Source organism: Actinacidiphila rubida (assembly GCF_900110255.1).
Taxonomy (GTDB): Bacteria; Actinomycetota; Actinomycetes; order Streptomycetales; family Streptomycetaceae; genus Actinacidiphila; species Actinacidiphila rubida.
This window is the reverse complement of sequence record NZ_FODD01000039.1, coordinates 1-26,661: the sequence shown is the minus strand read 5'-3', so window position 1 is coordinate 26,661 and position 26,661 is coordinate 1. Positions and strand designations below refer to the sequence as shown.

Annotated in this window: 25 protein-coding genes and 1 pseudogene; 23 read left to right on the top strand and 3 right to left on the bottom strand. The window is 70.9% G+C overall.

Annotation, left to right across the window (positions count from 1 at the left end; all coding sequences use genetic code 11):
• Positions 1 to 162 precede the first annotated feature (162 nt).
• Both BMW99_RS30680 and BMW99_RS30675 read left to right on the top strand, forming a co-directional pair.
• The gene (locus BMW99_RS30680; RefSeq protein WP_069466945.1) at positions 163 to 1,437 is read left to right on the top strand and encodes an ATP-binding protein; all 1,275 of its coding nucleotides are present in this window, start codon (positions 163 to 165) and stop codon (positions 1,435 to 1,437) included.
• Positions 1,415 to 2,743, top strand: coding sequence for an ATP-grasp domain-containing protein (locus tag BMW99_RS30675; RefSeq protein ID WP_143080583.1), 1,329 nt, complete (start codon positions 1,415 to 1,417; stop codon positions 2,741 to 2,743). The genes BMW99_RS30680 and BMW99_RS30675 overlap by 23 nt, the downstream gene beginning before the upstream one ends.
• 294 nt (positions 2,744 to 3,037) lie before the next feature.
• Here the strand turns inward: BMW99_RS30675 and BMW99_RS40895 are convergent, their stop codons facing one another.
• Positions 3,038 to 3,238, bottom strand: coding sequence for a hypothetical protein (locus BMW99_RS40895; protein WP_141726587.1), 201 nt, complete (start codon positions 3,236 to 3,238; stop codon positions 3,038 to 3,040).
• A 173-nt stretch (positions 3,239 to 3,411) separates the two neighbouring features.
• Here BMW99_RS40895 and BMW99_RS30665 point away from each other — a divergent pair, with 173 nt between their 5' ends.
• Positions 3,412 to 4,377, top strand: a complete 966-nt coding sequence (locus BMW99_RS30665) for a DUF317 domain-containing protein (RefSeq protein WP_075017955.1) — start codon at positions 3,412 to 3,414, stop codon at positions 4,375 to 4,377.
• Here the strand turns inward: BMW99_RS30665 and BMW99_RS30660 are convergent.
• Complete coding sequence (locus BMW99_RS30660; protein ID WP_143080582.1) at positions 4,374 to 5,300, bottom strand: hypothetical protein; 927 nt, start codon at positions 5,298 to 5,300, stop codon at positions 4,374 to 4,376. The two genes, BMW99_RS30665 and BMW99_RS30660, sit on opposite strands and share 4 nt — an antisense overlap.
• Before the next feature lie 678 nt (positions 5,301 to 5,978).
• Between BMW99_RS30660 and BMW99_RS30655 the strand changes: the two genes are divergently transcribed.
• From BMW99_RS30655 to BMW99_RS30605, 11 genes are all read left to right on the top strand, one after another.
• On the top strand, positions 5,979 to 7,433 hold the full coding sequence (locus tag BMW99_RS30655; protein WP_256090264.1) for a type IV secretory system conjugative DNA transfer family protein: 1,455 nt from the start codon (positions 5,979 to 5,981) through the stop codon (positions 7,431 to 7,433).
• Positions 7,430 to 8,398: a DNA-methyltransferase gene (locus BMW99_RS30650; protein WP_069463350.1), complete on the top strand. Its 969-nt coding sequence runs from the start codon at positions 7,430 to 7,432 to the stop codon at positions 8,396 to 8,398. The genes BMW99_RS30655 and BMW99_RS30650 overlap by 4 nt, the downstream gene beginning before the upstream one ends.
• Complete coding sequence (locus BMW99_RS30645; protein ID WP_265737213.1) at positions 8,352 to 9,128, top strand: HAD family hydrolase; 777 nt, start codon at positions 8,352 to 8,354, stop codon at positions 9,126 to 9,128. The genes BMW99_RS30650 and BMW99_RS30645 overlap by 47 nt, the downstream gene beginning before the upstream one ends.
• Positions 9,125 to 9,271, top strand: coding sequence for a hypothetical protein (locus BMW99_RS41525; RefSeq protein WP_176735472.1), 147 nt, complete (start codon positions 9,125 to 9,127; stop codon positions 9,269 to 9,271). Before BMW99_RS30645 ends, BMW99_RS41525 begins: the two co-directional genes overlap by 4 nt.
• 79 nt (positions 9,272 to 9,350) lie before the next feature.
• A complete protein-coding gene (locus tag BMW99_RS30640; protein ID WP_075017953.1) occupies positions 9,351 to 9,818 on the top strand; it encodes a hypothetical protein in 468 nt (155 codons plus the stop codon).
• 154 nt (positions 9,819 to 9,972) lie between these two features.
• Positions 9,973 to 10,701, top strand: coding sequence for a DUF317 domain-containing protein (locus BMW99_RS30635; RefSeq protein ID WP_245791692.1), 729 nt, complete (start codon positions 9,973 to 9,975; stop codon positions 10,699 to 10,701).
• 64 nt (positions 10,702 to 10,765) lie between these two features.
• Positions 10,766 to 11,563, top strand: a complete 798-nt coding sequence (locus BMW99_RS39470) for a hypothetical protein (RefSeq protein WP_176735627.1) — start codon at positions 10,766 to 10,768, stop codon at positions 11,561 to 11,563.
• A gap of 41 nt (positions 11,564 to 11,604) precedes the next feature.
• Positions 11,605 to 12,141, top strand: coding sequence for a hypothetical protein (locus BMW99_RS30625; protein ID WP_069466034.1), 537 nt, complete (start codon positions 11,605 to 11,607; stop codon positions 12,139 to 12,141).
• A 336-nt stretch (positions 12,142 to 12,477) separates the two neighbouring features.
• Positions 12,478 to 13,362 carry an adenine nucleotide alpha hydrolase family protein gene (locus BMW99_RS30615; RefSeq protein WP_075017981.1) on the top strand — a complete coding sequence of 295 codons (885 nt, stop codon included), beginning with the start codon at positions 12,478 to 12,480 and terminating at the stop codon, positions 13,360 to 13,362.
• A gap of 8 nt (positions 13,363 to 13,370) precedes the next feature.
• Positions 13,371 to 14,651: a DNA cytosine methyltransferase gene (locus BMW99_RS30610; protein ID WP_069466038.1), complete on the top strand. Its 1,281-nt coding sequence runs from the start codon at positions 13,371 to 13,373 to the stop codon at positions 14,649 to 14,651.
• Positions 14,651 to 15,736 (top strand): DnaB-like helicase N-terminal domain-containing protein, encoded by a 1,086-nt coding sequence (locus BMW99_RS30605; protein WP_079176239.1) that lies wholly within the window; start codon positions 14,651 to 14,653, stop codon positions 15,734 to 15,736. Before BMW99_RS30610 ends, BMW99_RS30605 begins: the two co-directional genes overlap by 1 nt.
• Positions 15,737 to 15,767: 31 nt before the next feature.
• Here the strand turns inward: BMW99_RS30605 and BMW99_RS30600 are convergent, their stop codons facing one another.
• Positions 15,768 to 16,169 carry a hypothetical protein gene (locus BMW99_RS30600; protein WP_069467629.1) on the bottom strand — a complete coding sequence of 134 codons (402 nt, stop codon included), beginning with the start codon at positions 16,167 to 16,169 and terminating at the stop codon, positions 15,768 to 15,770.
• Between the two features lie 27 nt (positions 16,170 to 16,196).
• Between BMW99_RS30600 and BMW99_RS43185 the strand changes: the two genes are divergently transcribed.
• The 9 genes and pseudogenes from BMW99_RS43185 to BMW99_RS42345 all read left to right on the top strand — a co-directional run bounded on the left by BMW99_RS43185 (position 16,197) and on the right by BMW99_RS42345 (position 26,556).
• Complete coding sequence (locus tag BMW99_RS43185) at positions 16,197 to 16,451, top strand: hypothetical protein (RefSeq protein WP_407640340.1); 255 nt, start codon at positions 16,197 to 16,199, stop codon at positions 16,449 to 16,451.
• Positions 16,452 to 16,694: 243 nt separating this feature from the next.
• Positions 16,695 to 17,843: an AAA family ATPase gene (locus tag BMW99_RS30590; RefSeq protein ID WP_075017951.1), complete on the top strand. Its 1,149-nt coding sequence runs from the start codon at positions 16,695 to 16,697 to the stop codon at positions 17,841 to 17,843.
• Complete coding sequence (locus BMW99_RS30585) at positions 17,840 to 19,642, top strand: vWA domain-containing protein (protein ID WP_075017950.1); 1,803 nt, start codon at positions 17,840 to 17,842, stop codon at positions 19,640 to 19,642. Before BMW99_RS30590 ends, BMW99_RS30585 begins: the two co-directional genes overlap by 4 nt.
• A 194-nt stretch (positions 19,643 to 19,836) precedes the next feature.
• Positions 19,837 to 20,055 (top strand): hypothetical protein, encoded by a 219-nt coding sequence (locus tag BMW99_RS30580; RefSeq protein ID WP_069463827.1) that lies wholly within the window; start codon positions 19,837 to 19,839, stop codon positions 20,053 to 20,055.
• Positions 20,056 to 21,314: 1,259 nt separating this feature from the next.
• Positions 21,315 to 21,968, top strand: coding sequence for a hypothetical protein (locus tag BMW99_RS30575; protein WP_075017949.1), 654 nt, complete (start codon positions 21,315 to 21,317; stop codon positions 21,966 to 21,968).
• Positions 21,969 to 22,193: 225 nt separating this feature from the next.
• The gene (locus BMW99_RS30570; RefSeq protein WP_069463829.1) at positions 22,194 to 22,397 is read left to right on the top strand and encodes a cold-shock protein; all 204 of its coding nucleotides are present in this window, start codon (positions 22,194 to 22,196) and stop codon (positions 22,395 to 22,397) included.
• A 616-nt stretch (positions 22,398 to 23,013) separates the two neighbouring features.
• Positions 23,014 to 23,723: pseudogene (locus BMW99_RS30565) on the top strand (NAD(P)H-dependent glycerol-3-phosphate dehydrogenase); the annotation flags it as partial.
• A 492-nt stretch (positions 23,724 to 24,215) separates the two neighbouring features.
• Entirely contained in the window at positions 24,216 to 26,306 is a 2,091-nt protein-coding gene (locus tag BMW99_RS30560) for a hypothetical protein (protein ID WP_141726156.1), read from the top strand.
• Positions 26,307 to 26,433: 127 nt separating this feature from the next.
• A complete protein-coding gene (locus BMW99_RS42345) occupies positions 26,434 to 26,556 on the top strand; it encodes a hypothetical protein (RefSeq protein WP_265737217.1) in 123 nt (40 codons plus the stop codon).
• Positions 26,557 to 26,661: the final 105 nt, after the last annotated feature.

The following is a 26,661-nucleotide window of genomic DNA, read 5'->3' as shown; positions in this document are numbered from 1 at the left end:
CCCGCATCCCTCAGACCGTGCCCGCGTCCCGGGAGCACACGAAGGCGCCGGATGCCGTCACCCTCCCGCCTCCGGCGCCTTCTGCGCCGTAGCGGGCCACCTACTACCCGGCCGGTCACCGGCACTCACGCCCACCGTTTCCCTCATCTCCCGGAGTTCTTGTTGATCGTTGTTGTCTCCGCCCTGCGCACCACCCTGGAAGATTCCCTGGCCGCCCGCGGTGAACGCGTTCTGGCCGTGGTGCCCGAAGCTGTTCTGGCCGAGCGCCGAATCTCGGCCGGCGGGCGGTACATGGTGCGGGCAATATCGGACTGGGACGACCTCGGCCAGTTGGTGAGGCTGGCCGACACACTGGGCGACCTGCCTTTGCGCGCGGTGGAGACCATCGACGAGCCGTGCCTTCGCCCGGCGGCCCTGCTGCGCGGCCTGCTGCAGCTCCACGGCGGCCTCACCTGGGCACAGTCCGTCGCCGCCACCGACAAGGCAGTCCAGAAGGATCTCCTCGGGCGGTCCGGTGTGCCCGTCACCGGGCACCGCCGGACCACCACCGTGGCCGGCGCCGCGGACGCGGCAGCCCGCCACCTGGGTTGGCCGGTGGTGGTCAAGCCCCGCCGCGGCTTCGGGACGCTGGGCACCCACGTCGTCCGCGACCGGACGCACCTGGACGAGCTCCTTGCCGCAGGGGCGTTCGCGGGCACCGCGGGCCTGCCGGCGTGGATGATCGCCTCCGGACTGGACCGGCCGGCCGACGAGGTCCCGGGCGGGCTACTGGTCGAAGCCCTCGTCCGTGTCCGGGCCGAGTACCACGTCGAGATCCTGCGCGATCACGGTCGGGAGCTGTACGCCCTACCCGCTCGGTACGTCGCCCCGGTGCTCGGCAGCCCGCTGGTCGGCTCCGTTCTGCTCCAGCCCGGCCCCGAGCACGACGCGACCACCGCGCTGGCTCGCGCCGCCGCCGACGCCCTGAACCTGACCACCGGCTTCGCCCACGTCGAAGTTCTGCGCGACGAGCAGGGTGTATGGCGGGTCGGGGAGATCGGCCTGCGACCGGGCGGAGCGCGCGTGCCGCACCTGCTCCGCCTGCACCACAAGGTCGACGTGCCTGAACTGGCCGCCGACCTGGCTACTGGCACCCGCCCGCAGGTCCGGCTGTCCACGGCTACGCAGACCACCGCCTGGGTGTCGGCGGTCACCCCGTCCGGCATCGTCACCGCCATCACCCCCGCGGAAGAGATCCGGCGCCTGCCGGGCGTCATCGACGCCCACACCGACCTGCACCCCGGCGCCACAGCCGGCGGGCCGCACGGCAGCACCGCCCTGGCCACCCACGTCTTCACCCAAGGCGCCACCGCCGAGCAGGCCGAACAGGCGGCCTTGGACGCCATCAAGGCATGGCGCGTGGACATCGCCGCCCGTGCCGAACGCCAGCCCTCCTAAGCCCAGCCACCGCTCACCGCTGAAAGGCCCCACCCTGCACGTTCTCGTCCTCGCCACCGGCAACCCCACCATGGAAACCGCTCTCCTGACGGCCGGACACACCGTCACCCTCCTGACTCCCGCGCCCGGCCCCGACCACCCGCCGCCCGGTGTCCAGGTGCACACCATCAGACACTGGGACGACCTCGACGCCCTCACGGCCTTGGAACCCTCGCTACCCCCGGTCGGCGCGGTCGCCACGATCGACGAGCAGTGCATCGTCGCCGCCGCCCACCTACGCCACCTGCGCGGCCTGCCGGGCCTCGGCGTGGACGCCGCCCACCGCTACACCGACAAGCACCTGATGAAGAACGCGCTGCTGGCTGCCGGTCTGCCAGTCGCCGGCCACCAGTTGGTCCACCACGCGAACGAGATTCCCGCCGCCGCGGCGGTTCTGGGCTGGCCCGTGATCGTCAAACCCCGCGCGGGCGCAGCCACCTGGAACACCTTCGTCATCCGCTCAGAGATCCACCTCGGTGAACTCCTCAACGCGGGCGCCTTCGACTCCCGCGTCCCCGACGTCACCGGCCGCTTCCACGCCGGCCACGCCCTGGACTCCCTGCACGGCGCCCAGGATGGCTTCCTCGTCGAGACCTTCCTGGACCTGGCCGACGAATACTTCGTCGACCTGTACGCCCACGACGGCGAGATCCTGCTGGCGGCCCCCGGACGCTACGACCAGCCGCTCTTGCGCACCGTCGGATCCGCCTCCTACGACACCGTCCTGCCCCCCGACCACCCCGAAGCCCCCGCGGTGACCGACCTCGCCCGCCGCGCCGCCGCCGCGCTCGGCGCCCAGACCGGCGCCGTGCACTGCGAGATCCTGCGCACCACCGACGGCCGGCTGCACGTCGGAGAAGCCGCCGCCCGCCCCGGCGGCGACTGCATCACCGAACTCACAGGCCTGATGTACGGCATCAACGTCCCCGCAACGCTCGCCGCCCTCGCCACCGGCCAACGCCCTGCCCTGACCGCGGTACCCCGATACCCCGCCCTGACCGCCGTCATGATCGCCGCACCGCCCGGGACCGTCACCCACGCGGCCACCGCCCAGAGCATCGAGCAGCTTCCCGGCGTTATCGCCGCGACGATCAACCTCCGTCCCGGCGAACCCGTCCCGGCCACCGCGGGCACCGTCACCGGAGCCGGCCGTATCCTCTACCGCCCCCGCGACCTGACCCAGCTGGACCGGGAGGTCACAGACCTACGCGCCGCTCTCGACATCCAGGTCACACCAGCCCCGGCGGCTGTCGCGTCCGAGCGCTGACCCATCCTTCTCCAATACCCGGGCGCATCGGCCCGTGCCGGTAGTGCCCTTGCCCGACGACAACCACCGCCAAGCCGCCAGGCCGGGCCTGCGGCGCGGTGCACGTGACCGGGTTCCGCGCCACAATCGACCCCGGCGTCGTCGACGAGGCGGCGCTCGCCGCCTTCGCCGGACCGGTCACCCACGCGGTGCCGCCGCAACCTGCCGGCCCGGCGCAGGCGTCCGCTGCTGAACCCCTGGCCAGCGGCTGCAGCCCCCCTCGCGTCCGCCTCCAGGAAAGGAGCGCCCCTGCCGTCAGCTGCCTTCACCGCTGATTTCGCCCGCGAAGCCGCGCGCCAGATCGACCGGCTCGCCGAACACCTCGGGGCAGCCGGCCCCGACGAAACCCGCCAGATCCTCAGCGACGCGACCACCTCGGAGGACGGTGTGCTCGGCCGGGTCGTGATGCTGCTGGCCACCGCCTCCTACCGCGCCCAGCACCACGGTGACCCCCACGCCGGCTTGTACGGGCAGGCCGCCGACGACCTGTACGACCTCGTCCTTCGCCTGGACGCCGAACTCAACCCGGCCCTCACTCCTGCGTCAGAACCAGCCGCTCTGACCACCACACCGGTCCCGGCGAGGCGGACGCGATGAAGCAGCGGCAACCGCGCTGGGGACCGGCCGCCATGGCTGGCGACGTGCCCCGCCAGCACTACTTGGTCCGGCCCCGGCACCTTGCCGGAGGCGGCGACCTCACCCACATCACCGCCTACCTGGCCGGGGCTGGTTGGAAGAACCGCACCCCCAAGTCCGGCGCACCGCTCGTGCTCGAAAGCCCCGACAAGTTCGTGCGGGTCGGCTACAGCTCCCACACCAGCCCGCCGATGTGGATCGTTTCCGGCGCCCCTCCCGGTCAGCCCGCCTGGCACGCCACCCTCGGCGCCGCCGTCCCGGTGGAGATTCTCGCCGGCCTGACCGACGCCCTCGCAGGGCCGCGCCCCGCCCACGCACCCGACGCCCTGGGCCGGGCCACCGCCCTCGGGCGGAAGCCCGGCAAGGGTGGGGAGCAGCAGAGCGCCGACCACCCCGAAGGCACTGCGAGCCTGCAGTACCGACGCGAAGGCGACACCGCAATCTGGATGGCCAGCGCCCACACACCTGGCACCAGGGGCCGCAGCGTTCCGCTGCGGACTGCCGGTTTCTCCGAGCACACTCCGCTGCACGCGGTCGAAGGGTTCGCTGCCGCGCTCGCCGACCCCCAACCGGTCCTGCGCCCGCCGGGCCGGATCCCGTTCGCCAGCGCCCCGCACGTCGCAACCACCGCGTACGCGGTGCTGCCCTGCCAGCTCGCCGCCTGGCACCAGACCCGTACTGCCGCAGGGCGCGCCGCGGCCTGGGCTCGTTCCGCCCGCACCCTCGCCACCGCCCGCCTGCGCCCCCGCCCTGTCCGGATCCGGCAGGCAGTCCCACTTCCGCCGCTGCCAGCAGTCCCGCCCGGCCCAGCAGCCCCGCCCCGCGCCACACACCCGCCAAGGAGCCGATGGCCCACCTCCACCCCACCACCCCGGTCCGGCGCCGCCCTCGCGCCCGGATCACTGCGCTGGCGCTGCTGCGTGCCCGCGCCCACCAGCACGCCAACCAGCCCCGGCTAAGGCAGCGGCCTGCGCGCGAGGAGTCCCGGTGACCCGACCACACGCCACGCAGCCCGCAAACAGCGCAGGACCATCGCGGCACTGGCTACCCGCAGGCCGGCCATGAAAAAGACCGTGGCACCCGCGCGCCGCCAACTCCCGCTCCACAGAGAGGCCCTAGTCCTATCGACCCCGCCCACCACCAGCTCCTCCTGGACCGGCTCACCGTCTACGCCCGGGCTGCCGCACACATCCTCCGGGACTGGCACGCCTACACCGACACCCGCGTCGACGACCAAGGCTGGCCACTGGACGACCTTGCGTACGGTCGCCGCCAGCGTCAGCGCGACGCCGACACCTGGCGGGCCTTCGAGCCACTCCGCCCGAACCTGGAGGAACTTCTGGCCCTCGCCGAACGCCAAGTTGCCGCGCTGCCCGCAGCCGAGCGCCAGCCGCACTGGCGCGGCACGCTCACCCGTCTCGACGAAGCCCGGGTCGGCCTGGAGCACGCCCAAGTCCTGTGGCAGGCCGAACGCGACGCGCTGCCAGCCAGCGCCGTGCCCGGCACAGACGGCTACGACGAACCGCTGGCCGAGCGCAACGCCGAAGCCTGGGGCTATCTGTGCGAATGGGCCGACGGCGGCCACGTCCTGAACCAGATCGCCCGAGCCGCCGGCCAAGACCGCGAAGCCGCTGGCCCGTCCGCCGAACACGGCCGCGCCCAGGACCCCGCCGAGCTGCCGCCGCAGCCGCCCGGTCATCCCCAGCACAGGCGCCTGCGCTGACCCCGTCGGCAACCGCACCCACAACAGCGTCCCCGATCCATCCTTGGAGTTCTCACCATCGAGCCCGTCCGCATCACCGTCGGCCAGCACCACGCGCTGGGCCTGCTCGCTCTGACCACCGAAGAAGAGCCCGGCGTCGAGCACGACCTGCTCAGCCACGCCGGCTTCACCCTGCAGCCCGGCGACTTCCGCTACACCCTGCCCGCCACCCCCAACGACCCCACCGCGATCCGCACGGCAGTGACCAGGCTCCGCTCCGACGCCCGGCATCTGGGCATCCGGATCGGCATCGACGCTGGCCTGGCCGCCGCGCTCGAACGCAGCCCAGGGCCCCAGGCGCAGCCGGGTGCCAAGCGCGGCCCTGCCGCTCCGGAGGGTCCCGCTCTGACCACGGCGGCTTACGGCAGGCCGGCGCCGGCCGCCGCGCCCCGCCCGGTCCACTGATCCGGCACCGTCTCGGCAACCACCCCGTCCCGGAAGAAGACGTCCCTGCCCTCCAACCCCGCACGCGGCTCCGGCACGTCAGACCTCACCGACTGGCTGTTCAAGCTCATCATCGGCGCCATCGCCTTCGCCGTCCCCGCCGCCAACGCCGCCTGGCTCGGCGGGAACTGCGCCACCGTCCTGACCCACTCCGGCCCTTGGGCCCCCTACCAGCCGGCCGACGCCCTCCTCCACCCCGACCTGCTCTGGCCCGGTGCCGGCCACACCACCCTGCTCATCGGCCGGTTCATCGCCCCCGGCCTGATCACCGTCGTCCTCGCCGCCGTCGCCGGGCGCTGGTGGTGGCTCCGCCGCAACGGCGGCGGAAGCGGCCGGAGCAAGGCGGTCGCCGGGATGGCCAAGCACCGGGACATCCAGCCCCTTCTCGCCCGGGCGATCACCAACAAAGCCCGGTCCCTGCGTCCCAGCCTGAAAGACACCAAAAGGCCCGATCCCCACCAGACCGGAATCCTGCTCGGCAACCTGGCAGGCACCCGGCACGAGGTCCGGATGGGCTACGAAGACGTAGCCGTCGCGATCATGGCCCCCCGCTCCGGCAAGACCACCTGCCTCGCGATCCCGGCCATCCTCAACTCCCCTGGCCCGGTGATGCTCACCAGCAACAAGGCCGCCGGCGACGCCTACACCGCCACCCTCGACGCCCGCGCGGCCGTGGGGCGGACCTGGACCATGGACCCCCAGCAGATCGCCCATGCCCAGCGCACCTTGTGGTGGAACCCCCTGGCCGGCGCCACCACCCTCGAAGGCGCGGGACGGCTGGCGGGTCACTTCCTCGCCGCTTCGGTGGATGCCTCCCAGCAGGGCGACTTCTGGTCGAAGGCCGCCAGCAACGTCCTGTCGCAGCTCTTCCTGGCCGCCGCCAATGACAGGCGGCCGATCACCGACGTCATGACGTGGCTCGCGTTCCCCGCGGACCGCACCCCGCTGGACATCCTGCGCGACCACCACTTCGGCCCCGTCGCCGCGCAGCTCAAGGGCACGGTGGAAGGACCGCCCGAGACACGCGACGGGATCTACGAGACGGCCAGGCAGTACGCGGCGTGCCTGCTCAACAGCGACATCGCAGCCTGGGTCACCCCCCAGGCTGGCATCCCCGAGTTCGACCCGCAGGCGTTTGTCGGCAGCCGCGACACGCTGTATCTGCTGTCGAAGGACGGCGGTGGCGGCGCGTCGGCGCTGATCGCGGCGTGCGCCGACAGCGTGATGCGCACCGCGACCACCGCCGCCGAACGCGCCGGAGGCCGGCTCGACCCGCCGATGCTGGCAATCCTCGACGAGGCCGCCAACGTCTGCAAGATCAGCGATTTGCCGGACCTGTACTCCCACCTGGGATCCCGCGGGATCATCCCGCTCACGATCCTGCAGTCCTACCGCCAAGGCCAGAAGGTCTGGGGCGACGCAGGTATGGACGCCATGTGGTCGGCCGCCACGATCAAGGTCATCGGCTCCGGGATCGACGACCCCGACTTTGCCGACAAGCTCTCCCGGCTGATCGGCGACCACGACGTCGCCACCACCTCCACCTCAACCTCGGGCTCGGGCAAGTCCACGTCGGTGTCGATGCGCCAGGAACGCATCCTCGCCCCGGACGCGATCCGCTCTCTCGCCAAGGGCTCCGCGCTGCTGTTCGCCACCGGCCTGCGCGCCGCGATGCTCACGCTGCGCCCCTGGTACTCCGAACCCGGCGCCGACGAACTGACGGCTGCTTCCGCTGCCGCCTCCAGAGCCATCACCTCGCGGGCGATAGCCAAGTCGCTGACCAAGGACAACGTCGGGAAGGCAGCATGACCGCCGCCGCGTCCGCCGGACACTGCCTGGCACCCGAACCGAATTCGATCCGGCTGCCATCAGGGCAACTGCACTACACGACCTCGCTGGGCGCGCAGTACAGCGGCGACAGCCAGCATCTTCTGTCCGAACTCGTCCCCGACAGTGTCGACTTGTTCGTGACGTCGCCGCCGTTCCCGCTGCTACGCCCGAAGGAGTACGGCAACGCCGACCAAGAGGCTTACGTCGGGTGGCTGCTGCCGTTCGCGAAGGCCGCCCGCCGCGCCCTGAAACCGGGCGGGAGCCTGGTGCTGGACCTCGGCGGCGCCTACCAGCGCGGCCGGCCCGTGCGTTCCCTGCACCAGTTCCGCGTCCTGCTGGCCCTGGTCGACGAGCTCGGATTCCACCTCGCGCAGGACGTCTACTGGCACAACCCTTCCCGGCTGCCGTCGCCGGCCGAGTGGGTCACCAAGCGCAAGATCCGTGCGAAGGACACCGTCAACACCGTGTGGTGGCTGTCGAAGACGCCGTTCCCGAAGGCCGACACCACCGGTCTGCGGACCCCCTACTCGGCGTCGATGCGACGGCTGCTGGCAGACCCGCGCCGGCACTTCGCGCCCGCCCAGCGGCCTTCGGGGCACCACGTCAGCGACGCCTTCGACGCCGACCGGGGCGGAGCGCTGCCCACCAGCTTGCTCACCGTGCCGACCAGTTCCTCCAACGACACCTACCTGCGCGAGTGCCGCCGCCGCGGCATCCGTCCGCACCCGGCCCGCTTCCCTCCCCGAATCCCGGAGTTCTTCATCCGGCTGTGCACCGACCCCGGCGACCTCGTCGTCGACTTCTTCTCCGGCTCCAACACCACCGGTCAGGCGGCCGAATCCCTCGGCCGGCGCTGGCTGGCCATCGACGTCGACCCCGGCTACGCCACCGTCTCCGCTGCCCGCTTCCCCCACGCCACCATCCAAGGAGGCTTTCCTGACTGACCCGAACACCCTGGAACGGGCCACGCACATCGTCTGGGACTGGAACGGCACCCTCAAGGACGATCTCGGCGACATGGTCTTGGCCATGAACGTCACCCTGGCCGCCCTGGGCAGCCCGCCGGTGGACCGGGCCACCTACCAGAACCTGCACTGCGTGCCCATTCGGGACTTCTATGCCCGGCTCCTCAAGCGCCCGTTGTCGGACGCCGAGTGGGCGCTGGCCGAGCAGACCTACTTGCAGCACATTCGCACGCGTCCAGTACAGCTGCGTGCCGGGGCCGCCGCCTTGCTGGGCACGCTCTCCCGGCTGGGCTACCGGCAGTCGCTGCTGTCGCTGAGTCCGCACGACGTGCTCACCGCGGAAACGCAAGCAGCCGGCGTGGCAGGACTCTTCGAGCGGGTCGACGGCCGGCGCGGTACGGACAGCGGCAAGTCCCGTGCCCTGGCCGACCACCTGGCCCATCTGCCGCATCCTGTCGAACCGCGGCGGGTGGTCGTCGTCGGCGACACCCTGGACGACGCGAGCGCCGCGCACGCCGCCGGGGCTCACGCCGTCCTGTTCGCCAGGGGGCTGCAGCACCCCGACATACTGACCAGCTCGGGTCTGCCGGTCGCCAGCACCCTGCCGGCCGCCGTGCGCACCGGACTCGCTCTCCTCCCGTCGGCCACCGCAGGCCGACCGGTACGGCAGCAGCCCGGGCCCCAGCGCGGAAGGGCGCCCTGCCAATGATCCTCCTCGAACCATGCGACCTGGACGACCTCGACCCCGCTCAGGCGCTGGACGCCGTCACCGCTGACATCCGTGCCCAACAGGCGACCCCTGACGCTGCCGGGTTCTTCACCGCCACCCGCCACACCTCACCCCCTGCATGACCGCCGACTCCTCCAGCCCGCACCCGAAGGACTCCTCCTGACCGATTCCCCTACCTCTCCCGGCTCCTTCGAGGAGCCGGTGCCGACCGCTACTCCCGCCGAGGGCACCCGCTGGATCCAGGACCCCGCCCTGGCGCACAAGCTGTCCGAAGCCGTCGAGTCCCTCCTGGAAAGCGTCCAGCTGATGCTGGAGGACGACTACCCGTTCTCCGCCTCGCTGGAAGGCGGCGGCTTCTACACCTGCGAGCTGCACGACCTGGACTTCGCCTGGGCCCCGCTACTCGAGACCGAGACCGCCCGCCTGGTCGCCGAAGCCGCAACCGACGTCTCGCCGGGACTGTTCGCCCCCGAACTGCCCGCCTTGATCGCAGCGATCGACGCCCAGCCGATGCCCGTCCAGCAGGCCCTGATCGGCAAGGCCACCGCTCGCCACCTGGCCAGACCCGCCGTCCCCACGGCCGGACAGATCACCGCCCAGGTCCACACCACCAGCTCCACCCGCCCCTACGAGATCCCCCTGACCGCCACCCGCGGCCCGCGCCGCTGACCCACCCCGCCATCCGGAGGCCCATGTTCCACAATCGGAAGTTCGCCGTGACGAAGGAAGGGCAGCGCGCTGTGGCCGGGCTGCGGCCTCGCGCAGCGCTGACCACCACCGGATCCGCCGCGTCCGAGGCTGCGGCCGGAAGGAAGGCCCCCCGGTGACCGCGTGCGCACCCGATGCGCGGGTCATGGTCTCGCCCCGCTACATGGCGGGCGCCGGGGACCGGTTCGCCGATGTGCTCGGCCCTCTCATCCACCTGTTCGGGTGGCGTCACGAGCACGACCCGGCCACCGGCAACGTCACCATGGACAGCCCCGAGGGCAGCGTCTTCATCGACTTCCGTCCGCTGCACCCGCTGGGACACTGGGTGACCGTCACCCACCACGAGCCCTACTGGGAAGCGGTCTTCAGCCGGCAAACCCCGCTGGAGGCGGTCGCCGCCGTCACGCAGGCCCTGCCGCACCTGCTCGGCGACCGGCGGCACAGCGACCGCATCCCGATCACGGAGATGCCGCTGGACCGGCTCGCCGACCTGCACGGCTGGGCCGCCGGCGGCAACGGAATACTCACCTCGCCCGACCACTACTGCCGCCTGGAGCACACGCCGGGCCAGGAGATCGGATGGCAGGTCGAGCACGTCTACTTCGAGAACGCGCCGCTGGCCACCTTCACCCAGGACACCCCCGAGGTCATCGTGCGCCAGTTCTTCGCCTACCTGGCGGCGCCTGCCCTGGTGGAGAGGTCCTTCGGCGACGTACCCCTGAGCACGCGCCACGAAGCCAGCGCCAGGGTCGCACCGGTACGCCCAGCCGGAATGGACACCGCACTCGTTCAGGCCCTCGACCGGCTGCTCGGCCCTCCCGGCCGTCCCGGTAGACGCCGTTGAGCAACTCCTTCTCCTGGAGCTGGCCCTGACCGGGACCTACTCCCTGGAACCCGCCGAGCAGCTCTTGGCGCTCGCAGCCGATTTCACCCGCTTCAACGACGCCCACCTCCGTGCCGAGCTCTACCGCCGCGACCCCACCACCGTGCTGAGGCAGCAGACCGACACCGCCCAGCACCTGGCACGGTCCGCTCTCAGCATCATGGAAACCTTCAGCCGCCAGCCGTCGATGTACTGCAGCCCCGTCATCCGTACGGTGCTCGCGCGTGTGCGCCAACTCGCCCACCTGGCCACCGACGCCGCCGACCACCTCATCGACGCCGCCGACATCCTCAACGACACCCGTGAAGGGCTCCCCATCGAGCTGGGCGACGACTTCCTAGTCGTCCTGACCGACCAACAGGCACACCGGCGCTTCGACCTCGTCGCCAGCCTCACCGCTCTGGGCGCGCCCGACGCCGTGGCGACGGCGGAGACCTACGTCGCCGAACGCCGGCACCACGGATTCTGCCCCGCACATCAGCCCCCCAGCCTGTCCGCGACCCAGAACACCATCCTGCGCGCGGTGGCGAACGGGGACGTGGCGATCACCGGCGGCAAGGCCGACCTACGCAGCAAGGATTTCCGAGTCGGCATCACCACCATCCGCTCCCTGGAAAGCCGCGGCCTGGTCGTGCGGGAGGACTGCCCGGACTGGTTCTGCGACGAGCGCGTCCACCTCACCGCGACCGGACGACGCGATCTCGCCGCCTCCTTCGCCCGCCACCGCCCCACCTCCGCGCTGGCCACCACACACCCCGCGGCCCTTCAGGCGAACAGCGCCCCGGCGCCACCTGGACCGGCTCACCTGTCAACTGCCCGCTGAACACGCACCCTGGAGCCCCCACGCCGTCCGACACCCCTTCCGTGCACGACGTCGCCCGTGCGCTCGCCGACCAGATTCCCGGCGCCGCACCCCGCGACGTCACTGTCACTTTCGCCGTCCGGCGCCAGGCCGCCGCCCAGCACCACTACCGCTCCCGCGGCGGCCCCGTGACGGTCTACGCCCAGGCCCTGCATGCCCAGCTCTACGGCCTGCCCACGGACGACCAACCCCTCCCCGCCGCGCTGGACGCGCTCCTGCAAGCCGCGCACACCACCGACGATCCCGAGCAGCAGAGCGCGATCCTGCAGCAGCTCACCGAGCAGCTCCGCAACGCCGCCGAGATCCTCCAATGGGCACGCAACCACGCCCACTGGCGTCAACTACCCAGTCCTGCATGGGAATGGCTGCGCGACGCCACCGACCAGATGCGGGCTCTCGCCGACGGCCTGGACACCGTCCGGCCCGCCTTCACCGCCGAACCGCCGACGCTCGCGGCACCACCCCAGCCGGTCCGACAGCCCATTGGCCAGAAAGCCGCTGCCACTAATGCCGCCCCTTCGACTGGCCGCCACCGCTGACCCTCCAGGCCGCCGGTCAGCAGGCACCATCCGCCGGCACCGAGCCCGCCCGCCCACTCGCCTGGGCTTCGAGGAAGCCACCGGGACGGTCACGGGCATCGCGAGGCGCCTGGCCGACGCCCCCGAACATCAGCGCCGCCTCGGCCCGCCTGAACGCCCCGAGCAACCGGACGCCGACGCCGTCGGTTCCGTCCCGCACCCGCACGAGGCCAACGGCCGACCCCGGGCCCGCTGCCCCCCGCTCACGAAGACAGGAATTCCCGCACACCCTTGACAAACCCCACCAACCCTACCTACCGCATCCTTTCTCTCGGCGCCGGAGTGCAGTCCACCACACTGCTCGCGCTCTCCGCCGAGGGAAGCCTCCCACGGATCGACTACGCGATATTCGCCGACACCGGATGGGAACCCAAAGGCGTCTATGAACATCTCGAACGCATTGAGCGCGAGATAGCCGAACCCGCAGGCATACCAATCCTCCGGGTGGCGACCGGAAACATCAGAAATGATGCGCTCGACCCTAAGCACCGGTTCGCTTCCATGCCGCTCTACATCCTCAACAAGGACGGCCGGCCTGGGATGACGCGGCGCCAGTGCACCGGCGAATACAAGATCAAACCAATAAAGAAGCAGGTCCGGGACATCTTGGGACACCCCTATCCTCAGCGTATCCCGAAGGGCGTGTTCGTCGAGCAGTGGGTCGGAATCTCCAGGGACGAGTTCCATCGGGCGAAGGACGCTGACGTCGCCTACATGCACAACCGGCACCCCCTCATTGTGGACATGGACTGGTCCCGTGCCGACTGCACCGCCTATCTGCAATCACGCGGGCTGGCGGACACTCCCAAATCGAGCTGCCTGGGCTGTCCGTTCCATGGAAATCAGCAGTGGAGGAATATCCGGGATCATTCTCCGGAGGAGTGGGCGGACGTCGTCGCGTTCGACGCGGCGATCCGGGCCGGGAACGCCCCCGCGAACGCGTCGGGCAACCCCTTGTTGGGGCAGGCGTTCCTGCACCGCTCCCGCGTCCCCCTGGACCAGGCCCCGATCGACCACATCACCGCCCGCGAATGGGCCCAGCGGCAAGCCGCCCTCGACACCAAGGCCCCCGGCGAACCCCTCAAGGAGCTGGAGGACGGCGTCACGGACGGCTGCTCGCCATGGACGTGCCGCGGCGACGAACCACAGCACGGTCAGGATGACTTCGGACTGACCGCGTGAACCGCGGCCTGGTCCTGGACCTGTTCGCCGGGCCGGGCGGCTGGTCCTACGCCGCCTCCGTGCTCGGCGTTCGGGACATCGGGCTGGAGTGGGACCCGTGGGCGTGCCAGACCAGGGCGGCTGCCGGGCTGCTGACCATCCGCACCGACGTCGCGATGTACCCGGTGCGGCCGTTCGCCGGGAAGACGTGGGGGCTGATCGCCTCCCCGCCGTGCCAGGCATGGTCCATGGCCGGCAAACGACTCGGGCTGCTCGACAAGCCGCTGGTCCATCAGGCCGTGGCCGATTTCGCCGCCGGCCGCGACACCCGCGCCCACCTGCTGACCGCGTGCCGGGACGAGCGCTCCCTGCTGGCCGCCGAACCGATGCGCTACCTGCACGCCCTGCACCAGGCCGGACAGCCCGAATGGGTCCTCATGGAGGAGGTGCCCGACGTGCTGCCCCTGTGGCGCCAATACGCCGCGATACTCCGGAGCTGGGGATTCTCCGCCTGGACGGGCATCCTGAACGCGGCCGACTACGGAGTGCCGCAGACCCGGCGTCGGGCGATCCTGATCGCCTCCCGGGTCCGCACCGCCGTCCCGCCCGAGCCGACCCACGCCGCGGTTCCGGAGCCGGAGTCGCTTTTCGGCCCGGGCCGCCGGCGGTGGGTCAGCATGGCGCAGGCCCTGGGCTGGGGCGCCACCGACCGGCCGGTGCCGACCGTGTGCGCCGGCGGCGGACCCGGCGGGGGCCCAGAACCCTTCCCCTCCGGATCGAGGAAGACCCTCACCGACGCCCGGGACCGCGGTACCTGGAAAAGCCACCCCGCCCCGGCAGACCTCGCGCTCCGCTCCCGGCGGGACGGACTCGGGTGGGCCCAGCACGGGTCACGCGACAACCGGCCCGCGAACGCACCCGCGCCGACGTTCAGCGCCGAGGCCCACCGCTGGTCGTGGTCGCTGCGCAGCAACAACCAAACCAACGCCACCGTGCGCAGCTCCGACGAACCGGCGGGCACGCTGTTCTTCGGCCACCGCGCGAACGAGTGCTTGTGGGTCGCCGAACCCCGACTCGACACCACGGCTTCTTCAGAGCAGGACCCGGGCGGGGTGCCGGATCCGATCCGGATCACCGCGGTCGAGGCGGGCGTGTTGCAGTCCTTCCCCGCCGGCTTTCCCTGGGCCGGGAACAAAGGCCAGCAGTTCTCCCAGATCGGCAACGCCGTGCCGCCCCGGCTCGCCGCCCATCTGCTCGCCCCCCACCTCGGCGCCACCTTCAACCGCGACGACTTCACCTTGGCCTCCTGATGACCACCCACGACACCGCCGACCTCGACGAGCGTGGCGAACCGGAACCTCCCGGTGCCCTGCACTACGCCGAACAAGCACTGCTGGGCGCCCTGCTGCTCGACCCCGAACAGCTCGCCGGCGTGCCGGACCTGCGGTCCGACCACTTCGCCAACCCCTCCCACAGCGCGCTGTTCGCGGCCATGCGCACCCTCACCCCACCCGACCCGGACGCCCACCGGGCGAGCCCGGTATGGCTGACGGCCGTGCTGAAGACCGCGGCGACCACGGCGCTGGGACTGGACGCCCCCTACATCCACACCCTCATCAACGCCTGCCCGAGACCCGAACACGCCCCCGTCTACGCCCAGATGATCCGCGCCGAACATGTCCGCCGGGCCCTGCGCGAGCACGCGATGCAGATGGAACAGCTCGCCGACGACAGCACGCTCCCCGAACCGGCAACCGTGGTGCTGGAGCAGGCCGACGCCCTCGGGCGATTCCTGGACCGCGCCGAACCCCAGTGGCCGCGCCAATCCGGACCCGTGCCCAGAGCAGCTCCGGCGCCAGCGAACGAAGTCCTGGCCGAGGAGGACCTCGACGCCGAACGCCTCCTCCTGGCCGCCGGTACCGCCCACCCCGAAGACCTCGCCCGCATGGGCTGGCTGCACCCCGAGGACTTCCGCCTCCCCCTGCACCGGGACCTGTACCGGTGCCTGACCGCGATGACCCGGCACGGCGACCCGATCGACCCGATCACCGTGCTGTGGAACGCCCAGCAGCACGCCGCCCTGCACGGCACCGACCCCGCCCGCGTTCTGGACTTCCTCCACCAGGCCGCCGGCTCAGCCGAGCACTGGGCCGAACACCTCTACATCCGCGCCCTGCTGACCACCGCCCGCACCGCCGGACACGAGATCACCGCCCTCACCGACGACCCCGCACACGCCCCCCACCACCTCATCCCCGCGGCCCGCCGCGCCCTGGCCCCACTCGCGCGCATACGCGCCCGACGTCGCGCACCTCCAACCACTGCGACTGCGCCGGTCGCCGCCCCGCGGCCTCCGGCGCTAGCCGCCAGCACGCCTCAACACGCCACCCGATGACGGAGCAACCCGGCGGACGGGCCGACGCCGCTCACGACAACAGCACCGTCACCCTCACCGGACACCGCGATGACCAACGCCGGCGTAGAAGCGCACAGACGCCGGAAGGCCAACTACGGTCCGCCCGTACCGGCCGCGCACCGCCGAGTCCCGCACCCCAGAGCACGGCCGGCGCCGGCCGCCCAAGCCCTCCAAGCCCCGAACCGAACATCACGGAGACATCCTGACCCCGCATCCCCATGAATCCGTCGCCAACCCCAAGGCCAGCGCTGCGACACTGCACGAACGCGCCGGACACCTCACAGCAGTCGACACCGATCAGCTCGACCAACTCCTCGAACACCTCCTGCAGGACGGCGGCCTGCTCCACGCCGTCCAGCGGGTCATCGCCCGTGCCCGCACCGCGCTCGACCCCTACCTCGACGAGACCCACCCCAACCCTGTCCCCGCGTACACGCTCATGCATGCGCTGGCCAGGATCGACCAGGACCTGACCGACTGCCGCAGGGAAGCGCTCGAAGCCCTGTCGACGACCCGCACCCTCATCGTCCAGGAGCCTTCGCCCGTCCATGAGGCGGCAGCGCCAGCAAAGTGCGCAGCTCAGCCGTTCGTGCCGCTCCGGCATGCCAGCACCGGCGAGATCACCACCACCGGCTACAACGCCGCCGCCCGGCGGATCCTGCTCCAGTCCGGCTTCGAGGAGACACCTGGCTGAGCCCGCCCAACCGGCGGAAATGAGGCCAGACCGCAGCCGCGGGCCTGCTCAGCAGCCATCGAACCGCTCGCCGCCGACCCCGCCTCAATAGGGCCGGCGACAAGACCTCTAGCACCGAGGCCGCCCCGCACCTGCACTGCCAACCCCACCTGCACGACGACCCGTTGAAGGATCCCCTAATTGACCACACCTGGACCGCCCGTCACTCCAGCACTCACCAAGGGCGGCGAGCTTCGGGCCAAGGTGGCCCAATTGCTGGCCGCCCGGCCTGCGGACAACCTCACCATCGGGGACATGGCAAGGCAGTTGGGCCACTCCCACGGAGCCGTCCGTAACGCCGCCCTCACCCTGGTGCGACGCGGCGAGGCCGACCAGCACGGCACCGGACAGCCACGGTTCCGCGCGAACGGGAAGACCGCCGCAGCCGCACGGGCCGCAGTTATCAGCCCACCGGGAACCCACGCTCCCCGCGCCCAAACGGCCACCGCCCGCCCCAGCGCCCCCGCAGCCAGCAAGCCCCAGCAGGGCGGCCCGATCCGCCGCGCGGGAGGCCAGCTCTACCACCCGAGGGAGCTGGCCGACCTGCCCGACGTCGAGGCGCTGAATCGCCTGCGCGACGCCGACGTGCCGGTACTGCTCTACGGTCCCCCGGGAACCGGCAAGACGTCTCTGGTGGAGGCGGCGTTCCCGGACCTGATCACCGTCGCCGGCGATGGCGACACCACGGTCGGCGACCTGATCGGCGAGTACACGCAGGCCGACGCGGGAGGCTACGTGTTCCAGTACGGTCCGCTGGTCACCGCGATGACCGAGGGCCGCGCCCTGCTTGTCGACGACGCCACCTTGATCTCGCCGAAGGTGCTGGCCGCCCTCTACCCGGCCATGGACGGGCGCCGCCAGATCCAGGTCAAAGCCCACAAGGGCGAGACCATCAAGGCCGAGCCTGGCTTCTATGTCGTGGCGGGCCACAACCCGGGCGTGCACGGCGCCGTGCTGACCGAAGCGCTCGCGAGCCGGTTCAGCGTGCAGATCCAGGTCGGCACAGACTACGACCTCGCCCTGGCCCTGAAGATCGACGCCCGGGTGGTCCGCATCGCCCGGCATCTCGCGAGCCAGGTCGAACTCGGCGAGCTGGGCTGGGCCCCGCAGCTGCGGGAACTGCTCAGCTACCACAAGACCGAGGCCGTCCTCGGCACCAGGGCCGCGCTCGCGAACTTGATCGGCATCGCCCCTGTGGAAGACCGCGACGCCGTCGCCGACGCTGTCAGAAAGATGGCCGGCGTCCAGCAGGTCGCGCCCCTCACCCTGGGCCGGCAGCTGTCCGCTACAAGCGCGTCGGCCGCCCGGCAGCCCCCGGGCAGCGCCGGACCCGCACGCAGGAGCTCGAGATGAGCGCCCATCACCACGTCCAGTCCTCCGACACCGCCCCCGACGACGACGCCGACCTCGCGCGTTGGGACGACGACGGCGCACCGCCCGCACAGCCCCGTTCCTCCCCGGCCGCGTGGCTGCGTGTGGGAGCCGAGCTCGGCGATCGGCTGGTCGCCCTGTCCGGCCGCCAGGACCTTCTAGTCACCTGCCGTCCCGGCACCCGCAGCGGCGCACCGGCTGCCTACTTCCCCCGCTTGGCGGAGATCGAGTTCGACGCCGGTCTGTTCGCACCTCTGCAACCCCACGAGGTGCGTCCGCGGATCGTGGGCGACGAGGAGCGCTATCCCGCCGCCTGGGGAGTGCTCGTCCACGAGGCCGCGCACGCGGCCCACTCCGTGTGGGAGCAGCCGGCCGACGCGGAACCCCGCCTCGTCGAGGCCGCGCTGCTGCTGGAGGAGAGCCGCATCGAGGGCTCCCATCTGATCAGACGGCCCACCGACCGCACGTACCTGCGCACCAGCGCGCGGACCCTGGTCATGCCCGACATCGCCAACCCCGCCTTTACGGGCGTCGAGCAGGCCGCCAGTGCGGCGGCCCTCATCCTCGGCCGCCGAGACGCCGGCATCCTGGACGCCGGCGAGACCACAGCCGTCGCCGACCTGTGCGAAAGGGTCCTGGGCGCCGACCTGCTGGCCACCCTCACCGGCATCTGGACCGCAGCCCACCGGTGCGCCGACCACGACGCCACCACCATGCTCGCGCACGCCCACGACTGGTGCGACGCCCTAGACGCCGCCCGGCCCGCCCTGCCCGCCGCGCCGGAAGATCTCACCGATCTGCTGTCCGGCGCCGTGGCGGTCGTCATGGACAACATGGCCGCCAACGACGCGGCCGACCTTGCGGCACAGGCTGCCGTGAACAACGCCGTGGCCGCGCGGGCGGAGGCACAGACCCGGGCCCGCGCCCAGCAGGCCGGCCAGCGACGCCGGGCCGCCGCCACCGCCAAGTCAGTCTTCAACTCCCGCGGCACCACGGTCAGCCCCGACGGCACACCGCGGCCCTCCGGGAACCCGATCACCGGCAGCCGCAAGCCCACCGCTGCCGAGCAGAGCGCCGCCGCGCGCCTAAGCCGCGCCCTTCGCGCCGCCGCCTACCGACAACGCACCGAGGAACACACCACCAGCCCCACTCCTCCCGGCCGCCTCAACATGCGCCAAGCCCTCGCCCGCGACGCCCAGCGCGCCGCCGGCTCGATACCCACCGCAGAACCGTTCACCCACATCCGCCGCCGCAACTCCCCCACCCCGCCGCTGCGCGTGGGCATCGCCGTCGACGTCTCCGGCTCCATGCGTGCCGCCTGCGGGCCCGTCGCGTCCGCTGCCTGGATCGTGGCCCGCGCAGCGGCCCTGACCGACCCCGACTCCCGCACCGCCACCATCGCCTACGACATGCATCTGACCGCACTGACCCGCCCCACCCACCGGGCGCCAGAGCGCGTGACGACGTTCAATGCCAACGGCGGCAACCACAACCTCGGCGACGCCATCGACGCACTCGACCACGGTCTCGACCTCAGCCGCCCCGGCACCGGCCGCCTCCTCGTGATCGTCACCGACGCCCGCTACACCGCCGGCGAAACCGACAACGCCGTCACCCGCATCAAACGCCTCACCACCGCCGGCTGCGCCGTACTCCAGCTCACCCTCACCAAGGAGTCCCTCCACCTGCCGGGGACCACCCCGCTCCACCTGCCCAAGCCCTCCAGTGCCCCCGCCGCCATCGCCAAAGCCGCCACCGATGCCATCCGCAGAACACGCTGAGATACCGTCACAGGACCATGGTGATCGGATGCAGCAGCCCCCATCCGCCAACGCGCCGTCCCCCAACCAACTCACCTTCACGTGACGGGGCGTTCGTCCGCGGCAGCCCGAGCTGATCGAGGGCACCTACGCCGACTCCCTGCTGTACCGGATTACTGAGACCAAGATCGTCCCTGACGGGGGTGTGAGCCGCGTTGGAGGGCGCGTTCTCCGGCGGCCGGACCGAGGGCTCCCTCGAGGCGTTCGCCCTGGCGATCGCCATCCCCGGGTCGCCCGTCGGCTGGTTCTACGACATCCGCTCCCGCAAGCCCGGCCTCGAAGACTGGTTCGTCCGGCACGTCACGCTGGCCGAGGCCATCGCCGCGGGCGGATCAGCCCGGCATGGGCCGAGCAGCGCCGCCGGGAGGACCTGATCACGCGCATGGGGCGCTCACCGGACGAGGGCGACGCGGTCGTGAAGGCGGCGTGGGCGGAGAACCTGGCGGTCGCCTCGGTCCAACCCCCAGCAGGCCGGTACGGGCGCAGCATCGCGTCCCGACGAAGCCAACGGCAGATTCACAGCTCAGGAACCACGGCAGGGAGGCCCGCCCGGAACGAGTGGCAGGAACCAGCGCGCGGATTAGTACACAGGATTGTGCTCGCCCAAGGTTGTGCACTAACTAGCCACCACGGTATTAATTTACACGCGGCATAGTTAGCAACTATGAGGCCCGCAAGCAAAGGCATAGCCAGTTATTCAGCGGTAATAAGTGGACTTAATCCACTATGTCCCGATAAATAATGGTGTGCTACGCTCGCTAATCTCGGCCGCAAATAAGGAGAGCCCCGCCCTAGCTGCCAGGCGAGACGGGGCCTCCTCGGTGAGTGGCTGAGGCGAGGCCCGGCCCTTGGTCGGGCCTCGCTGCCGTTCGTCCACCTACCGGTCCAAGAAGCGGTCCAGGTAGTACAGAACGCGCAGCAGCAGCCCAGCACGGTTCAGATCTCGATCGAACCAATCTGGCGCCTCACGCATCACCGGTCGCTTCTTGCCCCGCTTGGGGCGGCGGCCGGCTGCCATCTTCCTCACCTCCCTCCACACTCGAACAGCGCGAAGTTCCACCCCAATTGGGGCGGCGGTGATCGCTCGACTTTAGCGCACGGCCGCGTTCGCCACCTAGGCGACGACGAATGCTCGTATTACCCCGAGTGAGAATAGGCGTGGAGTTACATCGAACTTACGGTGCGTCAGATACACGCCTTGCGCGCCCCGCTGACTGCACCGCACCAAGCGGGGACCCCGGGCCGCCTCGCTAGAACGGCCCCGGGGGGCGCCGCGGCCACACCGTGCGATCCATCGTCCCTCCTCGCGCTGGCGCACTGCCGCGTTCACCCTCATGGCGTGCGTGTACTACGGCAGACTGGTGGGTCGGCGGCGCGATCCTCGCCACCAAGGGCGCCGGTGACCAGTCGTGGCAGTTCCGCGCGCGGGACATGTACCACGCGGTGCCGGAGGTGCGTTTCGCCACCGGGTGGATCGGCAACGCCGTGAGCCGGGAACGACTGTTCGCCGGTCGACGGGCGGACGACGACACGATCGAACCCGCCCCCGACAACCATCGCGGATCGCCGGGGCCCGGACGGGCAGGCCAAGATGCTGGGGCCTTCGGACGCCACCTGACCGTCCGGGCGAAAGGTGGATCGTCGTGCGCCCAACGCCGACGTCCTGTCCCCCTACGCGGCCGAGGACGGCCACGACTGGCGTGTGCTGTCGGTCACGGAGGTACGCCAGCAGCCCGGGAAGCTCGTCGCCGAGATCGACGGCGACGAGGTCCCGATCTCCGAAGGCGACCCCGACGCGATGGGCCCCGAAGGGCCCGTGGCGCTGCAGGCGTGGGAGCCCGACCTCGAGCGCGCCATCGAGGCAGACTCGCCCGTCCGCTCCAACCTGGACTTGATGGAAGAGCTGGTGCTGCTCAACGCCGCGGTCAAGGCCATCGCCCGCAGCCAGATCACAGGGCGCGGGGTGCTCATCATCCCCAAGGGCTCACGGTTCCCAACCAAGGCCAAGACCCAAGGCGACCCCGAAAACGACCTGATCGAGATCTTCATGCAGGTCGCCGAGACCGCGATCCGCGACCCCGAGTCCGCGCCGACCTGGCCGGCCCCGCCACCGGTCACGACGCGGACACCGCGGACGCCCCGACCAGACAACGGGGCGGACACCACGGACAGCCGGGCGGACATGACAGGCACCGGAACAGGAACGCCCAGGCCACCCGCAGGCGGATTGGGCGGATACCACCCAGACACCCGGGTGGACAGGTGTGTCCGCGGGGCGAGGCGATAACCGGCGCGTTCGACCCGAAAATTTCCCTCTCTTGACGTCAGTGTGCCGTGGTGCGGATGGGACAGCCGGTGTACGGTCGAGGCAGCTGTCATGGTTCCGAAGTACCGGTCGCCCGTGCGAGTGTGCACGGGCGATTTTGCTGCTCAGCGTCTCTGAGGACCAGGGCGATCACCTCCGGCTTCCGCACGGTGTGGAAGCCGATCTCGAACCCCCTTGGAGGGCGACATGGCCAGCGGAACCGTCAAGTGGTTCAACTCGGAAAAGGGCTTCGGCTTCATCGAGCAGGACGGCGGAGGCCCTGACGTCTTCGCCCACTACTCCAACATCGCCAGCTCCGGATTCCGCGAGCTCCACGAAGGCCAGAAGGTGAACTTCGACGTCACCCAGGGCCAAAAGGGCCCCCAGGCGGAGAACATCACCCCCGCCTGATTCGTAAATAGATCGCGTCCAAGGTCGAGAAGCCCGATCCGCCTTCGATTTACAGGCCAACAGGGTGGGGCTCGGCCTCCGGACTACTGACCCCACACGCTGTTGAGCGCCCGCCCGCAGCACATGCCGGGCGGGCGCTGCGCCTTCCAGGGGCTGGATCCTGGTGGACGCGGGCCGCGGCACCGGCCTGTGGCTGGCAGCCTCCTCACCCTGCGCTTGGACGCCTTCGACCTCTCCCCGGTCGCCATCGCCCAGGCCGCCGACAGAGACCCCGCTTCGGAATACCGGCCGACCGGACCACCTTCCATGTCACCGAGCTGGAGAACCCCGGCCTGTCCGACGACTGTTCCCACGGCACCCTGTGTGTGGACGCCCTCGGGGGCGTCGCCGACCTGGATGTGGCGATACGTGCACTCGGCCGTGTCCTGGCCCCAGGCGGCCGACTCCTGATCACCCGGGCCACAGGTCGAAGAACCACCTCGGCCTGGCCCGAGACGGCCCGCGCCCGCCGCGCGGTCCTGCTGACCCTACGGCGCCCCATGTCCTCCCCTGCCAGCACCACCGCGGCCGATACCATGACCACGCCCGGCCCCCAACCCGCCATAAGGACCGCTCAGTGAGCCAGCACGATGTCCGTGCCGCGGTATTCTCGGCCGGGTCCTGGGGCACCGCCGCGGCCAAGATCCTCGCCGACGCCGGGAGCAGCGTCATCATGCACGCCCGCCGCGGCGAAATCGCCGACGGGATCAACAGGCATCACTACAACCCGGACTGCTTCCCAGACATTGCGCTGCCCACCACGCTGACCGCGACGACCGACCCAGCCGCCGCGCCGGACGGCGCCGACTTCCTGGTGCTGTCCATTCCGGCACAGAGCCTGCGGGCCAACCTCGCCGCATGGGCGCCGCACATCGGCCCGGACACCGTGATCATGTCGCTGATGAAGGGCATCGAGCAGGACAGCCACCTACGGGCGAGCCAGATCATCACCGAGGTGGCCGGCGTCTCGGCCGACCGGGTCGCGGTGCTGACCGGCCCAAACCTGGCGCGCGAGATCATGACTGGCCAGCCTGCCGCGACCACCGTCGCCTGCACCGACGAGGACGCCGCCCGCCGCTTCCAACGGCATGTCACACCCCGTACTTCCGGCCCTACACCAGCACTGACGTGACCGGCTGCGGGCTGGGCGGCGCGGTGAAGAGCGTCATCGCCCTCGCGGTCGGCATCGCCTCCGGTATGCGCCTGGGCGACAACACCAAGGCCATGCTCATCGCCCGAGGGCTCTACGACATCCACCGCCTCGGCATGTTCTTCACCGCAAGCCCCCGCCACGCCGACGTCCTGCTCATCCCGCGGGCCTTGTGAACCTACTGGGTGCAACCGAAGGATCAAGGGCACTGGCAGACCACGGTGTTGACGCACGACCTGCCCAGCGGGGCCGGCCCCCTGACCGGGCTGCACAAGCTCGGCTGCACCCCCAATTCCCCAGGCTGCTGCACGAGTGCCTCACAGCGACCTCAGATGTCCTATTGCCTGGACACCCGGTTCGCAGCCCGGGCGGCAGCCCGGTGCTGTGAGCGCCCCGCGGGCCGGCTGGGCATTGCCGTCTTCCACGGGCCGCGTGTCGGTGGGCCCGGCTAGGCTCGATGACCCGAACGGGGAGGGGCTGGTATGACGTTTGACCGGTTGTCGCCGGCAGTGCCTTTGGGGCCTTTCGCGGACTCGCGTATCACCGTCTGGTCGACTCCTGGGAAGACGAGCAAGCTTCACGCCCGCCACGGCTGTTCGCGTATGCGGTCCGGCCGCCAGGTGGCGTCGGTGCTGCCGCTGCGCGTGGTGGTCGAGCGGATGTGTCCGCACTGCGCGGTGTACGGGTCGTGGGGGCGGACGGGCACAGCCGTGGGGCTCTTCCTCCAGGCGCTGACCGGTATGGGTCTGCTGTACGAGCTGGGCCGCTATGCCGGTCCGGATGAGGACACGCGGTCCGAGGACGATCTGCGTGCGGCAGCCGCCGTGCTTCATCGCGTGGCTAGCTGGGCTCCGGCCGATACGGGCGAACTGGACGACGATGATGATGAGGGGGAGGACTGGCGCACATTGCGGGAGGCGCAGGACGAGCGCGTCGTCGTCTTCGATCAGTGGCGCGCCGCGGCCGGGAGCCTGCACCGGGCGCACCGGCTGCTGGCTCCGTTTGCGTGGCTGAGGCCCTGGGCCGAGGGCCCGATGCGGGACAAGGCCGCCTACCTTGCGCTGCTACAGCAGCAGGCCGCGCAGCTCGTCAGCCGCGACGCTCTGGTGGCCGCCGCGCACGTGGCCGGCATGCCGGACCCCGTGCTGCCGTCCGAGGACCCGGCGCTGACCCCGCTCGGTAGTCCCGAGAAGGTCGCCGGGCAGCTGCGGTCGCTGTGGCGGCGTTGGAGCGGTCAGGTGTCGGGGAGCTGGGAACATCCTCGGTGGCACCGGTACCTCGCCCACAATCTCGTGGAGGAGATGGGGGCCCGCCGCAAGGGCCGGGACGGCGTGCTCGACCGAGCCCGCGAACTGGTCGCCGCATGGACAGCCACGGCCACTGCCCAGGTGCCCGCTGACTGCAAGGCCGCCCCGGGTGACGCGCAGGCGCTGATTGTCAGCCTGCGCGAGCCACGCCGGGACGGCCGGGACACCTCGTTCCTCGACGACCTGAGCCAGTGGGAGCTGGGTGTGCTCGCGATCTGGGGTGGCGAGGTGGACTGGGAGTCGCTGGAGGTCACACTGCAGGCACCCGGGCCGGTCGCCGCGCACCTGGCGTCTGGCGGCTCGGCGCTGTCCTGTCAGCCCCTGCATGAGGCTGGCGTGAAGCCGGTGGTGGGACCTGAACTGCTCGTAGAGCCGGGCGTGTTCGACGACGCCCCGATCAGCGATCGGCGTCCTGTCGCCGCCGGGCATCTGCGCGCGCTGCGCGCCCTGGCTGCGGACGCCGATCAGTTGTACCTCGTGGTGTCCTTGGCGAACGGACCGCAGGTGTTGTCGCTGGCGGCGTTGGAGCATCGTGTGGCGGCCGGTGACCAGGTTGTGATCATCGCAGCAGCTGCCGACCTGCCCGAGCAGGTCTTGCCGGGTGACAGCGCGCCCATTGAGGAGCCCGGATCACCCGAGTCCGGATCGGTGTGGCCCGATCGTGTCGAGGACCCGACGCATCCGGACTTCGGCCGCAGCCTGGGCGCCCAGGAAGGCGAGCTGGTGGTGGCACGGCTCAGCCGCCGGTTCTCAGGCCCGTCAGGCAGTCGTGCTGCGTTGCGGTCGTTGGTTCTTGCCCGCGCGGTGCCGGACCTGAGGGAGCTCGAAGGGACACATGACCAGTACGGCACCCGTCGTGGCGCGTTCCCTCACCAGGTGTGGCACGGTCTGCTGGCCATGGAGCAACTGCGCCTGAAGCCCTTCATGCCAGACGATGCGAGCCTTGGCTCACGCAGCGGGTCCGGCTTGCCGCTGGGGGTCCTGGCCCGGGTGCAGCTGTACACCACGGACGGGTCCGGCCGGTTCGAAGGCCGGGCCCACTCCCCCGGTTGCGCGCACCAGCGCGGCGACAACGGTCTGACCCGCGACTACGACCTGGTGACCGTCGAAGAGATGCTGAACAATGAGCAGTTCGACCCGTGCAGCAAATGCGGCGGCTACGCCACGCGCCGGCTGACCGCACCCCAACTCGCCTACTACCGAGCCGCGTACCAGGGCCACAGCCTGGGGCGAAGCCTGCGGCGGGCTGCAGCAAACCCGGCCGCCGCAGGGGACACCGCCCGTCTCGCAGCCGATGCAAAGAAGTGGCTGCACCATGCGCCAGCCGACGAATGGTTCACGTCGGAGCATCAGGTCTACCGGTGGCATCGGTTCCTTCGCGCACTGCGCCAGCAGGCCCAGAAGCTAGAGTGACCTGCCGCGCATCTCTAAGAGGGCGGGATGTGGCGGTCTGACCGTTTCGGTATCGCCTGATCGTGTTGGTATGGGCGGGAAACGGCTGCACAGCGGGTTAGGCCCCCAGCTAACGATCCGCTGGAGAGTGGAGCAGAGGCTCGGCACCTCGATGCTCCACCGGCGCCTGGTGCGGGACTACGAGTCGAACCCGCAGACCTCCAAGTCCCGCGTCTACCAGAGCTTTTGCGCGAGCGTGCAAAAGGCCTAGCCGTTCGAGTGCTCGCATGGAATCGTTTAACTACGCTTCGCGGCGCGGCCGGTACGGGGGCTCAGCGGTTCGGGGGTTCAGCACGTACCTGCCTCTCTTCGCGCG